Origin of the sequence: Enterococcus caccae ATCC BAA-1240 (assembly GCF_000407145.1) — a bacterium.
Taxonomy (GTDB): domain Bacteria; phylum Bacillota; class Bacilli; order Lactobacillales; family Enterococcaceae; genus Enterococcus_L; species Enterococcus_L caccae.
This window is the reverse complement of sequence record NZ_KE136472.1, coordinates 821,678-837,043: the sequence shown is the minus strand read 5'-3', so window position 1 is coordinate 837,043 and position 15,366 is coordinate 821,678. Positions and strand designations below refer to the sequence as shown.

At 36.2% G+C, this 15,366-nt stretch carries 10 protein-coding genes; all 10 read right to left on the bottom strand.

Annotated elements, in window-relative coordinates; genetic code table 11:
- Positions 1-53: 53 nt before the first annotated feature.
- The 10 genes from I580_RS03760 to frr all read right to left on the bottom strand — a co-directional run bounded on the left by I580_RS03760 (position 54) and on the right by frr (position 15,366).
- Complete coding sequence (locus I580_RS03760; protein WP_010772639.1) at positions 54-4,406, bottom strand: PolC-type DNA polymerase III; 4,353 nt, start codon at positions 4,404-4,406, stop codon at positions 54-56.
- 375 nt (positions 4,407-4,781) lie between these two features.
- A complete protein-coding gene (locus I580_RS03755; RefSeq protein ID WP_010772640.1) occupies positions 4,782-6,494 on the bottom strand; it encodes a proline--tRNA ligase in 1,713 nt (570 codons plus the stop codon).
- A 68-nt stretch (positions 6,495-6,562) separates the two neighbouring features.
- Positions 6,563-7,831: an RIP metalloprotease RseP gene (rseP, locus tag I580_RS03750; RefSeq protein ID WP_010772641.1), complete on the bottom strand. Its 1,269-nt coding sequence runs from the start codon at positions 7,829-7,831 to the stop codon at positions 6,563-6,565.
- The gene (locus tag I580_RS03745; RefSeq protein ID WP_034860431.1) at positions 7,828-8,988 is read right to left on the bottom strand and encodes a 1-deoxy-D-xylulose-5-phosphate reductoisomerase; all 1,161 of its coding nucleotides are present in this window, start codon (positions 8,986-8,988) and stop codon (positions 7,828-7,830) included. The genes rseP and I580_RS03745 overlap by 4 nt, the downstream gene beginning before the upstream one ends.
- Before the next feature lie 58 nt (positions 8,989-9,046).
- Entirely contained in the window at positions 9,047-9,847 is an 801-nt protein-coding gene (locus I580_RS03740; protein ID WP_010772643.1) for a phosphatidate cytidylyltransferase, read from the bottom strand.
- Positions 9,844-10,647: an undecaprenyl pyrophosphate synthase gene (gene uppS / locus I580_RS03735; protein WP_010772644.1), complete on the bottom strand. Its 804-nt coding sequence runs from the start codon at positions 10,645-10,647 to the stop codon at positions 9,844-9,846. Before uppS ends, I580_RS03740 begins: the two co-directional genes overlap by 4 nt.
- Positions 10,648-10,870: 223 nt before the next feature.
- A complete protein-coding gene (locus I580_RS03730; RefSeq protein ID WP_010772645.1) occupies positions 10,871-12,433 on the bottom strand; it encodes a PASTA domain-containing protein in 1,563 nt (520 codons plus the stop codon).
- The gene (locus I580_RS03725) at positions 12,426-13,100 is read right to left on the bottom strand and encodes an ABC transporter ATP-binding protein (RefSeq protein WP_010772646.1); all 675 of its coding nucleotides are present in this window, start codon (positions 13,098-13,100) and stop codon (positions 12,426-12,428) included. Before I580_RS03725 ends, I580_RS03730 begins: the two co-directional genes overlap by 8 nt.
- A gap of 12 nt (positions 13,101-13,112) precedes the next feature.
- Positions 13,113-14,579, bottom strand: a complete 1,467-nt coding sequence (locus tag I580_RS03720; protein ID WP_010772647.1) for an ABC transporter permease — start codon at positions 14,577-14,579, stop codon at positions 13,113-13,115.
- 229 nt (positions 14,580-14,808) lie between these two features.
- Positions 14,809-15,366, bottom strand: coding sequence for a ribosome recycling factor (gene frr / locus I580_RS03715; RefSeq protein ID WP_010772648.1), 558 nt, complete (start codon positions 15,364-15,366; stop codon positions 14,809-14,811).

Here is a 15,366-nt window from a genome sequence, read left to right as displayed (position 1 = left end):
ATGGCATTTCCTGTTTATTTTAGAGCTAAGTATTCACACCTTGCTCTGTCTTTTTATAACATATCAAATAATGATAATTGATTTTCATCTGGTAAATCTTTTAAGACCCCATTTTCAGTCATATATTCAATCAATGTTTTAGAAACTTTCCCTCGACTTGCAAGATCTTCCTTAGACAAGAATGGTTGTTCTCTTGCTTCAACGATTGATTTGGCTACGTTAAGTCCTAAGCTGGGGACAGCTCTAAATGGCGCAATCAATGTATCCCCATCAATCACAAAATTCTCAGCGTCTGATTTATATAAATCGATCATACCGAATTTAAAGCCGCGCTCAATCATTTCGTTGGCAAGTTCTAAAACCGTTAATAGATTTTTTTCTTTTGTAGATGCTTCCAAACCTTTATCTTGGATTTCTTTCATCCGTGCTTTTACCGCTTCTTTTCCTTGTGACATAGCAACAAGATCAAAATCGTCTGCACGCACTGAGAAATAAGCACAGTAGTAAAGAATTGGAAAATATACTTTAAAGTACGCAACACGTAACGCCATTAAAACATATGCTGCCGCATGGGCTTTTGGAAACATATATTTAATTTTAGAACAAGAATCAATATACCAATCTGGGACATTGTTCTCTTTCATAGCTGTTAAATACTCATCTCTTAATTCATCAGGAATTTTGTTCCATAATCCTTTACGCACAGTTTCCATGATTTTAAAGGCCATCCCACTATCTAAACCAGCATGAATCAAGTAAACCATGATATCATCACGACAACCGATTACTTCTGCTAGATTTGCTTCGCCACGACGAATCAGTTCTTCAGCATTTCCCAGCCAAACGTCCGTTCCATGTGACAATCCGGATATTTGCAGCAACTCCGCAAATGTTGATGGATGCGTTTCCTCTAACATCCCACGTACAAAACGAGTCCCAAATTCAGGAATTCCCAAAGTACCTGTTTTAGAATAGATCTGCTCTGACGTCACACCCAATACTTCCGGACCAGCAAAGATCCGCATCATTTCAGGATCATCTGTTGGAATCGTTTTGGGATCGATTCCAGATAAATCCTGCAACATCCGAATAACAGTAGGATCATCATGTCCTAAAATATCGAGTTTCAAAATATTATCATGGATCGAGTGGAAGTCAAAGTGAGTTGTTTTCCATTCAGAATTTTGGTCGTCCGCTGGATATTGGATTGGGGTAAAATCATAGACATCCATATAATCTGGGATAACAATAATCCCTCCTGGATGCTGTCCAGTTGTTCGTTTCACACCAGTAGATCCTTTGGCTAACCGATCTACTTCAGCTCCTCTAAAGTGAAGATTGTGGTCTCGTTCATAGCCTTTTACAAATCCGTAAGCTGTTTTATCCGCCACAGTACCGATCGTTCCAGCTCGATATACATATTCCTCACCAAACAACACTTTCGTATAGTTATGAGCTTCTGCTTGATAATCTCCAGAGAAGTTCAAATCAATATCGGGTACCTTATCTCCATGGAAACCTAGGAAGGTTTCAAACGGAATATCATGACCATCTTTAAACAATCGTTGACCACAGTTGGGGCAATTTTTCTCTGGCATATCAAAACCCGAACCATAAGATCCGTCATCGAAAAATTCAGAATGCTTACAGTTGATACAATGATAATGTGGTGCCAAAGGATTGACCTCTGTGATACCTGTCATCGTCGCTACAAAACTAGATCCCACAGATCCACGGGAACCAACTAGATAGCCATCCTCCATACTTTTATGCACTAATTTTTGTGAAATTAAGTAGATAACTGAAAATCCATTTCCGATAATACTATCCAATTCTTTTTTCAAACGTTTTTCAACAATATCTGGTAACGGATCTCCGTATAGTTCTTTTGCTCTAGTATAACTTAAGTTTCTGATTTCATCTTCCGAACCTGGAATTTTTGGTGTATATAAATCATCTTTGACAGGAGTGATTTCGTCACACATGTCCGCAATAAGATTAGGATTTTCTACAACGATTCGATGTGCAGTCTCTTCGCCTAAAAATTGAAAAGCTGTCAGCATCTCGTCTGTCGTTCTAAAATGAACATCTGGTAAACTATGACGATTGAGCGGATTCGCCCCTCCCATTGATCCAACTAATATTTTACGATAAATACTGTCTTCCTCATTTAAGTAATGAACATTTCCAGTTGCAACAACAGGTTTGTCCAGTTCATCACCAATTTTTACTAGGTTTTCAATAATTTCTTCTAGGTCGGCCTCACTTTTCACCAATTCTTGTTCAAGTAAAGGAGCATAGACTGCTTTTGGCATCACCTCGATATAATCGTAAAACTTCGCTCGATTCTTTGCTTCTTCGACACCTTTTTGCATCATTGCTTCAAAAATTTCACCACTTGAGCAGGCAGATCCAATGATCAAACCTTCTCGTAGTTTACTTAATTGTGAACGAGGAATTCTTGGTATTCTAAAAAAGTAATCGATGTTAGACATAGAAATTAGTTTAAAGAGATTTTTTAACCCTGCTTGGGTTGTCGCTAAAATCGTTGCATGAAATGGTCTGGCACGTTTATAAGAATCGCCTTCTCCAATATGCATATTCAGTTCGTCATGATAATTCATATTATGATTTTCTTTAGCATCTTTCAGAAAGATCCAACATAAATGCCCAGTTGACTCAGAATCATAAATCGCACGGTGATGTTGTTCTAAATTAACGCCGAACTTTTTAGATAATGTATTTAGACGATGGCTCTTAAAAGTAGGATTCAAATAACGAGACAATTCTAATGTATCAATAACTGGATTTTCTGCCTCAGGGATATCATATTTCCCGTAACTTGTATTTAAGAATCCCATGTCAAATGATGCATTGTGGGCAACTAAAATCGTATCCTCTGAGAATTCTCTAAATAAGCGCAGAACTTCTTCTTCTGATTTAGACCCACGGACCATTTCATCTGTGATACCGGTCAAATTAATAGTCGTTTGTGACAATGGATGACCTGGATCGATAAATTGTTCAAACGTATCGATAATATTTCCTTTGTGCATTTTAACCGCGGCTAACTCAATAATTGTGTCATAGACAGCGGATAATCCAGTCGTCTCTACGTCAAATACTACATAAGTAGCATCTGTTAATTCAATATGAGCTTCGTTATACGCAATAGGAACACCATCATCTACAACATTAGCTTCTACACCGTATAATATTTTTACCCCCGCCTTTTTCCCTGCACTATGTGCATCAGGAAAAGCTTGGGCACCACCATGATCAGTCACTGCAATAGCTTTATGCCCCCATTTCCCAGCTTGAGCAACATAATCAGCAACATTATTTGTTGCATCCATCGTGCTCATGTTGCTATGCAAATGAAGTTCGACACGTTTGTCTCCTTCTGGAGCATAATCTTTACGTGGCGCATGTTTTACTTCCATCAAATCTTGACAGTTCATAACCAAATCGCGCATAAAAGTATCTTCTTGTATACTTCCGCGAACTCTTACCCAGCTATGTTTTTGGATTGCATCAAAAATTTGTTCATCTTTCTCGCCATTCGAGAATTTCTTAACAATAAATGAAGAAGTATAATCCGTAATCTTTAGAATCAAGATTTTTCGTTTGGAACGCAATTCACGTACTTCCACATCGAAAACAAAACCTTCTATTGTCACTCGTCGTTCTTCTTCTAGGATATTCCCCATCGGCATGATTGGTTCATCATTTGGAATATTTCTTCCGAGACGAATTGGCCCTTCAAGAACTGGGCCTTGTTGTTGCTGTTGTTTTTTCTTTTGTTCATGTTTGACGATCGATTCTGCTGCTTGTTGTTGGAATGCTGCATCTTGCTCTTGTTTGCGTTCTTCAAATAGTGCTAGGACACGTTTTGCTTGCTGTTCATCCATTTTTGGCTCAATATGAAACTTTTGAAATCCATAAGCTACAAATAAGTCTTCAATGATTGGTAGATATTGTTGTTTGAGATACGGAATAACGGCGTCATTATCTACTGGTAATATGATTTTTTTATCTTCAATAATAGGCGTTTGCGTCTTGATTACGCGCTGAACTAAAGGCGTATCGCATTGATTATTCAGTAACGCTAATTGCCAATAATCCGTCAATTGTTCTTCTGTAAATTCACTTTTATCCGCTGAAATTTTTACACTCACACCAGCAATTTGCTGAAAAGCCAGTTCTAATTGTTGCATGAACGATTGATACACCATTACTGGTAAAATCTCAGCGAATCCCAAATGGAATTCCCATAAGCGACTTTGTTGATGAACAACTACTTTATCGATTCTCCCCTGTTGAATAAGCGGATGTTGCCGCTCTTGTTCATTTAATTGAATTTGATCAATCAATTTTGCAAATAATTCTTGTGCGTTTTCTGCCATTAAATGAACCTCCTTAATTTAAAAGCGGAGTGGGCTCGTCACATCTTGATTGAAAAATAGGAAACAATAACTGAAACGCGTATTGCTATCTTTCTATACCATTTCAACCGCGAAACAACCCCCGCCAAGTTTTTCTTTTATAAATCAAACTGTATTCAAAAAATACTAACTTTAAGCTGGATATCTTGATAAGAAAAAGGCCCTTAGACATTTCTGCCAAGTGCCTTGCCACAATTAAGTATACTATTTTTTTTGCGTAAATACAATGTAAAGAGAAAATTCTGCACTCTTTTCAAATCACTTTTAACCTGAGTAACAGCTGAAAGAAAAAGTCTATAAAACCGAATCAATGATTGGTTTTATAGACTTTGTTCCTTACTCTTTGTCTGCGTTTAATAAAATAGATAATGTACTTTCTAGCTCTTCTTTACGAACTTCAACCATTTCACCAGTTCGTTTGATTTTAACTTCTACAACACCATCTACTGCTTTTTTCCCTACAGTGATACGAATTGGACAACCAATTAAATCAGCATCAGCAAATTTCACGCCTGCTCTTTCGTTTCGGTCATCGACCAAGACTTCGTAGCCAGCAGCAGACATCATGTCTTCTACTTCGTGAGCAAGATTTGTTTGGTATTCGTCCTTAACGTTCATTTGCACAACATGTAAATCAAATGGTGAAATACCTGCTGGCCAATTGATACCATTCTCATCAATATTTTGTTCAACAATTGCAGATAATAAACGACTGACCCCAATACCATAACAGCCCATGATCACATGTTTTTCTCTACCATTTTCATCTAATACAGTTGCGCCCATCGCTTCACTATAACGAGTGCCAAGTTTAAAGATATGACCGATCTCGATTCCTTTAGTAAATTCTAAAACGCCGTTACCATCTGGTGAAGGATCACCTTCTTGAACAAAGCGTAAATCTTCGTAACTAATTGGTGTAAAATCACGTCCTGGGTTAACATTGCTCAAATGGAAGCCTGTTTCATTAGCACCAGCAATCGCGTTCGCTAAATCTTGAACATGAAGGTCTGCAAATAATTTCACTTCTTCTGACAATTCAACGGGACCAACTGATCCAAAATCAGCACCTAAATACTTACGCGCATCTTCATCCGTCGCTTCTTCTAGGAAATCAACTCCTAGGAAGTTTTTCAATTTCACGTCATTCACTTCATGGTCACCACGAACTAGTACTAATACAGGTTCGTCGTCAGCCATAAATAAAACAGACTTGATAATGCGTTGTGGTTCCACGTTGAAAAATGCTGCAACTTGCTCAATTGAGCTAACGTCAGGAGTTGCAATTTTTTCGATGTCTAATTGCGTTTCATGTGATTTTTTTGGCGTATACAAGCTAGTTGCCATCTCTAAGTTAGCAGCATAATCACCATCCGTTGAAAAACAGATCGTATCTTCGCCAATTTCAGAAATCGCCATAAACTCTTTAGAATCTTTCCCACCCATAGCGCCACCATCACCGATGATTGCTCGGAAATTCAAACCACAGCGCTCAAAAATAGCAGAGTAAGCTTTTTCATAATCACGATAAGATTGATCTAAACTTTCTTCGTCTGCATGGAAAGAATAGCCATCTTTCATGATAAACTCCCGACCTCTTAACAGACCAAAACGCGGACGTTTTTCATCACGGTACTTTGTTTGAATTTGATAAAGGTTCAACGGTAAACGTTTATATGAATTCACTTCATTTCGAATCAATTCTGTAAACGTTTCTTCATGAGTTGGGCCAAGGATATAATCGCGTTCATTACGATCTTTTAAACGATATAGGTTCGGACCATATGTTTCGTAACGCCCAGATTCTTTCCATAGTTCTGCTGGAAGCAAAGCTGGCATCAACATTTCAATAGCGTCAATTTTATCAAACTCTTCCCGCATGATTTTTTTTAATTTTCCAAGTACTCGATTTGCTAAAGGTAAATAAGAATAAATACCCGCTGAGACTTGGCGAATATAGCCAGCTCTCAAAAGCATTTGATGACTTAAAACCTCTGCATCATTAGGCACCTCACGTAAAGTTGGGATTAGCATTTTTGACTGTTTCATTAGAACTCTCCTTTGTTTAAACGAATGTATGGTAACTCCTCAAGTAATTCGTTATAAAATCAAATTAATTAAAAGAAAAAACGTTGAATATCATTCCAAGTTACTAACACCATCAATAGCATGATGAAACCAAAACCAATCAGTGTTAGCAGGCCTTCTTTTTCTTGACTTAAAGGCTTCCCTCTAAGTCCTTCTAAAATGTTCAAGACGATTTTACCACCATCTAACGCTGGGATTGGTAAAAGATTAATGATTCCAAGATTGACTGACAACATAGCCATTAACAAAATGACTGTGCTTAAACCGGCTTTTGAGGCTTCTGAAGACATCTGGAACATCATTACTGGACCACCCAATTTATCTAAACTAAATCCAGTAAATAATGATTTAAGTGCTTTAAAAATCTGCATAGAGCTACTTAAAGTTGTTTGAACACCACCTACTAGCTTATCTACTAGCCCCGTTTTCTTAGGAGGTAAGATTCCAATCACACCAATTTCTTGTTTTCCAGACTTTTGACTCTTAGGTGTGATATCAACTTCTCTCGTTTTCCCAGACGATTCTACCATCAGATTTAATTCTTTATCCGGACTATCCTGAATAATTTTTGTAAAATCGTTCCAATCAGAAACTGCCTTTCCATCAATCGAGACGATGCGATCATCTGCTTTTAAGCTGGCTTTTTCAGCAGGACTGTCTGGTTGGATACCACCAATCAAATTGGTGTTTGTATATGCTACACCGCCTTGCATAAAGACATAAACTGTAAACAATACTAAAGCAAGAATAAAATTGTTCATTGGACCAGCAAAATTAGTCAACATCCGCTGCCAAAGTTTAGCTGATTGAAACTGTACATCTATCGGCGCAATTCTGACTTCTGTTCCATCTTGTTCAATGATCGTTGCGTCATGATTCACTTTATACGTAATTTCTTCAGATTCATCACCATTGACATAGCCTTTGATAAATAGCTCTTTTTCTAAATCAGCTTCCAACATTTCCATTGGAATGCTATTAGTCAATTGAACTTTTTTACTGGTATTGATTTTTACTACTTCTTCTTGTTCATTTAACTCAACAGAAAGTGGCATTCCAGGAGCTAACTCTGTCTCATCTTCTCCCATGCCAGCCATACGCACATAACCGCCAATCGGTAATATCCGAATTGTGTACGCCGTTCCGTCTTTGCCTTGATGGGCAAAAATCTTTGGACCCATCCCAATCGCAAATTCACGTACCAAAATACCTGATCGCTTTGCGAAGAAAAAATGTCCAAATTCATGTACTAAGACAAGAATCCCAAAGACAATAATAAATGTAATGATTGTTTTCATAGCTGACCTTCTTCCTTTATCCATCTTTCTACGATAGTTCTTGTTTGTTTATCGATTTCGATCACTTCTTCTAAAGTGACTTCGGTAGTTTCATTGTAATGCTCAACTGCTCGCTGAACAAGTTGCTCGATTTGTAAATACGAAATCTTTCCATCTATAAAGGACGTTGCTGCAATTTCATTTGCCGCATTATAAACGGTAGGATATGCACCGCCTTTTTTTCCAACTGTAAAAGCTAGCTTCAACATAGGAAAACGTTCAAAATCCATCGGTGCAAAATTCAACTGACCAATTTGTGTTAAATCGAATGGTAATTCATTTTTGATTGGCAATCGATTGGGATAGGTCAAGGCATATTGAATTGGTTCCCGCATATCGCTCGGTCCCAATTGAGCCAAATAAGCACCATCTTTTAAGACAACCATTGAATGAACAATACTTTCCTTATGTAAAACAACTTTTATTTTATCATAATCTGTCCCAAATAACCAATGGGCTTCGATAACTTCTAACCCTTTATTCATCATTGTAGAAGAATCTATCGTAATTTTTTTACCCATTGACCAATTTGGATGCTTCAATGCTTGTTCCAAAGTCACTGATTTTAACTCATCTCGTGTCAAATCTCTGAAACTGCCACCAGAAGCTGTAATGACTAACTCTTTCAGATTATCAGATTTTTGACCGTTCAAGCATTGAAAAATTGCTGAGTGCTCGCTGTCTACAGGCAAGATCGTGACATTGTTCTCTCTAGCTGCTTTCATGACCCACTTCCCAGCCATGACCAATGTCTCTTTATTGGCCAAAGCAATATCTTTACCCGCCTTTATAGCGGCCATGGTTGGTTGCAAACCAATGCTCCCTGTAACTGCCGTTAATACGACATCTATTTCCTCAAGTATTGCTGCTTTGATTAACCCAACTTCGCCTACACCAAATTCAATATCTGGAAAACGATGGGTTAATTCTACTCTCAACTTTTCTGACCCGACACCAACATATCGTGGTCTCAGTTGTTCAATTAATGCTACACCTTTTTCGACATTTGAATGAAAAGTCAGCGAAACGATCTGGAATAGCTCTGGATATGCCTTGACAACCTCCACCGTACTTGTTCCTATAGAACCTGTTGCCCCTAATAATGCGATTTTTTTCATAGTAAAAAGAAAAACCCTGAACATTCAGAGTTTTTCACCTTCCCTTCTTGTTTAGAAATTAAAATAGTCCGAATAAATGCATGATTGGAAAAACAAAAAGTAAACTGTCAAAACGATCTAATATACCACCGTGTCCTGGTAAGATCGTTCCAGAATCTTTCACATCATAGTGACGTTTAATAGATGATTCAACTAAGTCGCCAAACTGACCGACAATTGAAAAAACTACTGTAATCAGCAACATAATAGGTAAACTATAAGTAAATAACTCTTTATTTGGTGTAAAAATCAAGAATAACAAGGCGACCAAAACAGCAGATAAAATCCCACCTAGTGACCCTTCAACTGTTTTATTGGGAGAAACTTCTGGCCATAACTTTCTTTGTCCAAAACGTTTTCCGATAAAATACGCACCAATATCCGTTGCCCACACAACAAATAATGCATATAATAAAACAACAAATCCTGTACTTCTAGCACTCACAAAGTTTTGAAAACCAACTCCAACATACAGACTTGTAATAACAGGAAATCCTGCTTGCGAGATTGTGTACATATTTTTCGACGCAACTAAACCACCCAATAAAATCATGACGGTTAGATAAAATAAAATAAAATTATCTGCTTTTTCAGGTAAAAAGAAAAACCAGCGATCTTTTGGTAATACTAAAAATACTGCTCCTAAAGCTGAAAGTACACCTTCGAAGCTAGCAATTTCCAACCCTTTCATTCTAAAAAGCTCATATACTCCAACAACTGCTAACAATGCCGCTGCCAGTTCGATCACGAAACCACCATACCAAATAATAGGTATAAAAACAACTAATGCTACGACCGCTGTAATAACGCGCTGTCTCATTTATCTTCCTCCTCAATTTCCTTTAAACCGCCAAAGCGACGGTTTCTATTTTGAAATGATGCAAGGGCAGTTTCTAACAATTTATCATTAAAATCTGGCCACAAAGCATCTGTAAAAAACAACTCACTATAGGCAATTTGCCAAAGTAAAAAATTACTGATTCTCTCTTCACCACTAGTACGGATTAATAATTCTGGATCTCTTAAATCATCATTTAAAAAACCAGTCATTAAATGATCTGCGATTGTTGTCTCTGTAATTTCATCGACAGAAATTTTATTTTGTTCAGATTTTCGAGCAATTTCCTTAACCGCAGTAACAATTTCAGCTCTTGATCCATAATTTAGAGCAAAATTCAAAACCATTCCAGTGTTGTTCTTAGTTTGCTCGATTGCTCGTTCAACTGCATCTTGAGTATGCTCAGGCAAGTATTCTTTATAACCCATTACATGAACTTTGACGTTTTCTTTGATCAGTTCAGGGACAAATGTATCAAAAAAATCAACTGGCAGTTGCATCAAAAAACGAACTTCGTCTGTTGGTCGCTTCCAGTTTTCTGTAGAAAATGCATACAGTGTTAGAACTTTGATCCCTAATTTACTGGCATGCTTCGTGATTTTTTTTACCGTGTTCATCCCTTCTTTATGTCCAGCGATTCGTGGCAAGCGACGATTTTGTGCCCACCGTCCATTTCCATCCATAATAACTGCTACATGTTTCGGGATAGGCCCCTCACTATTGAACGTAAATGTGCTTTCTTCTTGTATGTATTTATTCTTTTGTGGAAAAAAACGTAACATATTTTTCCCTCCATTCCAAAAATCTGTCTAGACTATTATAGCAATATCTTTCAGAAATGCCTATGCAAATGAAAAAATTTCGATATTATTTAATCATTTTCTTGCTGATTTTCTTTAAGTTATACTGAAAAATCATTTTTTAACACTTCAAACCCCAAAAAAACAGAGAGTATAAGACAAAACAAGATTAGTTTTATCTCATACTCTAAATCCAACTAAACGGTCACTCTGCTTTATCGGAAGGTTTACTTTCTTCTGGTTTTAAGTTTCCTTTGCTGATTCCGATTTGAACCACAGAATTGATTGGGATAAATTCATTGTATTGACTCATTTTAACAACGGTTCCTTTTGTTACTGTAGAATCAACATAATAAACCTGATACGTGATATTTGCACCTTTAGATTGATATTCATCATAAAAGATTTTTTGCAGGTCTCCTTCTAAAGTATTATCACGTAAATCTTTAATATACGGTTTTCCAAATGAATAAACTACTTGTATCACTGGTTTTTCATCTTTTTCTGTATATTTTTTTCCAATTTCTACGGATTGACTAATAAACTGACCATAGGGAACTTGATCATTAAACAACTGTTTCACTTGTACCTGTAATCCATTTGCCTTTGATTCTGCTTCTTCTGCTGTAAATTGTGAAAAATCTGGAACAACTAACGCTTTTCCCGTTGAAACAGTGACAGTCATCGATTCCTTCTTCGCAACTTTCGTCTCTTTCCCAACGCTTTGCGAAATGACTTTACCACTTTCAACCTTTTCTGAATCAGCTTCATCAATTTTGAGCGTGATCTCATTTTTCTTCGCCCAGTCAACCACTTCTTCTTTCGCTTTTCCTGCAAAATCAGGCATAGAAATATTTTTTTCGAAGACTTCTTTGCCTTTAGAGAAATAAACTTTTGCTTTGTCTTTTCGTTTATAATTTTCGGTTTTGATATCTTTATTTGTGATTTCAAATTTTAGATAATTCCCTGCTGGCACCTTATCGTTGTATTCTTCGATGATTGCAAGGTTTTCTGCTTTCTGTTCACTGATCCATGTTTTAGCATCATTTAATTTCATCTCTTTAAAATCTGGAATTGATACAAGTTCTTCTGGATCTGCTCCTAAACTTGCCTCAACAACTAATTCTTGCCCTTTTTTGATTTTTTTATTTTTCACCGATTGATGGATAATCACATTTGCTTCTTTAGCAAAATTATATTTTTGTTCTACTTGCAGTTTCACACCATTTTCAGTAGTCCACGCGCGCACTTCGGATAATTCTTTGTCTTCAAAATTTGGCACTTTCACATGTGTCATTTGATAATAGCCAAAATACAACAACACAACTGCAAGCACGCTACCTAAACCAATAAAAATAAATTTTCGAATCTTTCGCCTTTTGTAGGTGGGATCTGTTTCAATTACCTCTTCTAAATTCTTCGATTGATTCGTCATTACACTAACTGGTTCACTTTCGTGAGGGGGGTTCTTTTTCAGTTCATATTTTTTCTTTTTTGTTCGTTTTTTTGTATAAATCAGGTCTTGTGGATCTGCGGTTTCTTTCAAAGCTATTTTCTGTTTTTTTTCATCCGATTTTGTCAGGTTGTCCGGGCTATTTTTTGGCCCGAAAAACTGATTCGACTGGCTTTCACTGGATTTTGAAACTTGTTCTGGATTTATTGATTTTTTTACTGATTTTATTTTTTTAGCTGCCTGTTTTTGCTCCTGTTTTGCTTGACGAGTTTTTTCATAATTTTCCCCACTGAAATTTGACAAAAAATCACTCATATTTTTTTAACACACCTTTTTTCAGGTAATAGGTTTCATCAGACTGATCAGCGATATCATTAGAATGCGTTACAACGATAACACACTTATTATGAATCTTAGCCAGGTTTTGAAAGATGTCAACAATCTCTTGTTCCATCCCTTCATCTAGATTCCCCGTAGGTTCATCTGCCAAAATGATGTCAACATTAGTCGCTAAAGCCCGAGCAATCGCCACACGTTGTTGTTCGCCACCAGACAGCTGATTGACAAGACGGTCTGCTTTTTCGCTCGTGATACCAATATAATCTAATAGGTTGTACGCTACTTCTTTTTGATTAGGTGGTAAATCGTTATCTGTAATCGACATCGCAACTAATACATTTTCTAATGCTGTCAGGTAAGGTACCAGATTATAGCTTTGAAAAATAATACTTATGTCGTCACGACGGTACTTTTCATAGCCAATTGTTTTGATATCTTTTCCGTTTAATAACACTTGCCCCTCTTTGGGTGTATCTAAAGCGCTTATTAATGAAAGAAAAGTTGTTTTGCCAGAACCAGATTGTCCCAAGATCGTATAAAATTTTCCTCGTTCAAAAGAAACATTAGTATTTTTTAAAATAAAACGACGTTGATCGCCATCTTGATAAAAATAACTGAGATTCTTTGTTTCTAAAACCGCCATTTCCCTTACCTCCTACATCATGATTTTTTTCGGATTCAATCGAACAATATAAAGCAATGGTAAAATTGCCGCTAAGAGTACTGTCCCTAATCCTACAACTAAATAAGTGACAATATAACCTAATGAAAATTTCACTTCATATGCGTTCATGATATCATCTGCTGTCAGCTCGTTTGAACTTAATCCATCAAATCCCATGAACATATTCATTTGATCACTTGAGTTGCTTAATAGATCACTATTCAATAAAGATTCTGAAACCATTTTGCCTAAGAAATTACCTGTAATCAGTGAAAGAATCAATGCAATGCCACTAATTACCAACATTTCAATGATAATTTGTCCCATAACATGACTACGCTTATCACCTAATGATAGATAAATTCCTAATTCGTATTTACGATCGCGCATAAATAATAAAACAACAAGAGAAATAATCAATAATGTTGCGAGCACCGCAATCACAACCACATAGCCTGAAATTTGAGACATTTTCTTCATGCTTCCACCAATTTGTTCATATTGATCTGTTGAAGCTTTCACCGCATATAGTTTAGGCAACAGAGGTTGTGTCTCCTCTTTAAAAGCTTCTACATCATCTGGACTTTTTAAAACATAGACTGGTGTGTAATATTCTTCTTGATCGTCTTCTGGAATAAACGCACTATCTGGTGCAACTTTTTTTAGTTTTTCTGTGTAGTCTTTATTGATTTCTACTACTGCTTTGTTTGGTAAATAAACAGTATTCAGTTGTTGTAATGACATATATTGCTTATTCATATTTTGTTCTTCATTTTTTTTATTTTCTTTATCCTTCATTTCTACTGTCGTAGGCTCAAAAATCCCAATAATTTGGATTGGAATATCTATCTTAAATAATTCTTTTTCTTCGCCATTTTCGGCATAATCGTAACCTCGAGAATCCATCACCATTTGATCTCCAACGGAAAGTCCATTTTCTTCTGCAATTTTCGAAGAAATCAAGCCAACATTTTTTCCGTTGTCAATATCTTCTTGAGTAAACACTTTGCCATCTACTAATTTTATATTTTTTTCTTCAACATCTAAGATCTTATGATAATTGGAACCTTTCAAAGTAAATCCTTCCATCATTACGCCAGATTGCTCTGATTCTATTGATGCACTTTTTAACTCTTTTGTCTGGGTTCCAGATACAGCATTATAATCATAGTATTTTACATAAGGAGATTTCCCTATTTTTTTCATCAAGTCCACTTTAAGTTGATCGATTTTAAAATCTTCCTTTGCAAACTCCTCTTGATTGTTCTCGTAATCAAGTTGAATGGTAGCCGTACCACCTAACTGTTTTTTGACATTTTTCTCAACATTTTGTGTAGATTGCTGAATTGCAATCGATCCTGCAATAACATTTCCCAATACAAATATCACTAAAAATAAAATCAATGACTTCCCTTTTTTTCTTGTAACACTGCATAATGCTCGTTTAACAAATCCCACTTTCTCATCCCCCTTTAAGAAAAATATAGACACTATCATTATTCCATAACACTTCATCTTTAACAAGATGTTTTTTAGTAACGCTACTCATTATTACAATTTCAATAGATTATAATTTTATGATTATATATTTTATACTATTAAAATAACAACTATTTTCAACAAATTAAAAAACAACGAGAATTACACTATATAAAGTGTAATTCTTGTTGTTTTTATATAAATCTTATTAAACTTCTAGAAGCTCTTTTTCTTTTTCAGAAGTAATGGCGTCAATATTTTTAACACTATCATCTGTCAATTTTTGAGCTTCTTTTTCCAAAGTGCGCAATTCATCTTCAGTAATATCGTTACTTTTTTGTTGTTTTTTTAATTCATCGATTGCATCACGACGAATGTTTCGTACAGCAATTTTAGCATTTTCAGCAGCTTTTTTTACGTCTTTCGCTAATTCTTTACGACGTTCTTCAGTCAGTTGCGGAATCACTAAACGAATCACTGTACCATCATTAGTTGGACTAATTCCGATATCGCTAGCTTGAATTGCTTTTTCGATATCTTCAAGTGAATTTTTGTCAAATGGTGTAATCATTAAAACACGCGCTTCTGGAATATTGATTCCAGCAAGTTGATTAACTGGAGTCAATGCACCATAGTAATCCACTTGAATTCGATCTAAAAGACTTGCGTTGGCACGTCCTGCACGGATTTGTCCAAGTTCACGCTGTAAACTTTGTTCTGCTTTACTCATTTTTTCTTTTGCTGTCGCTAATACAGTTCCACTCAT

Coding starts and splice junctions, on each gene's coding strand:
- I580_RS03755 (WP_010772640.1), bottom strand. CDS start 6,494: ATGAAACAGTCAAAAATGCTAATCCCAACTTTACGTGAGGTGCCTAAT.
- I580_RS03725 (WP_010772646.1), bottom strand. CDS start 13,100: ATGGCGGTTTTAGAAACAAAGAATCTCAGTTATTTTTATCAAGATGGC.
- uppS (WP_010772644.1), bottom strand. CDS start 10,647: ATGTTACGTTTTTTTCCACAAAAGAATAAATACATACAAGAAGAAAGC.
- I580_RS03760 (WP_010772639.1), bottom strand. CDS start 4,406: ATGGCAGAAAACGCACAAGAATTATTTGCAAAATTGATTGATCAAATT.
- frr (WP_010772648.1), bottom strand. CDS start 15,366: ATGAGTGGAACTGTATTAGCGACAGCAAAAGAAAAAATGAGTAAAGCA.
- I580_RS03730 (WP_010772645.1), bottom strand. CDS start 12,433: ATGAGTGATTTTTTGTCAAATTTCAGTGGGGAAAATTATGAAAAAACT.
- I580_RS03745 (WP_034860431.1), bottom strand. CDS start 8,988: ATGAAAAAAATCGCATTATTAGGGGCAACAGGTTCTATAGGAACAAGT.
- rseP (WP_010772641.1), bottom strand. CDS start 7,831: ATGAAAACAATCATTACATTTATTATTGTCTTTGGGATTCTTGTCTTA.
- I580_RS03740 (WP_010772643.1), bottom strand. CDS start 9,847: ATGAGACAGCGCGTTATTACAGCGGTCGTAGCATTAGTTGTTTTTATA.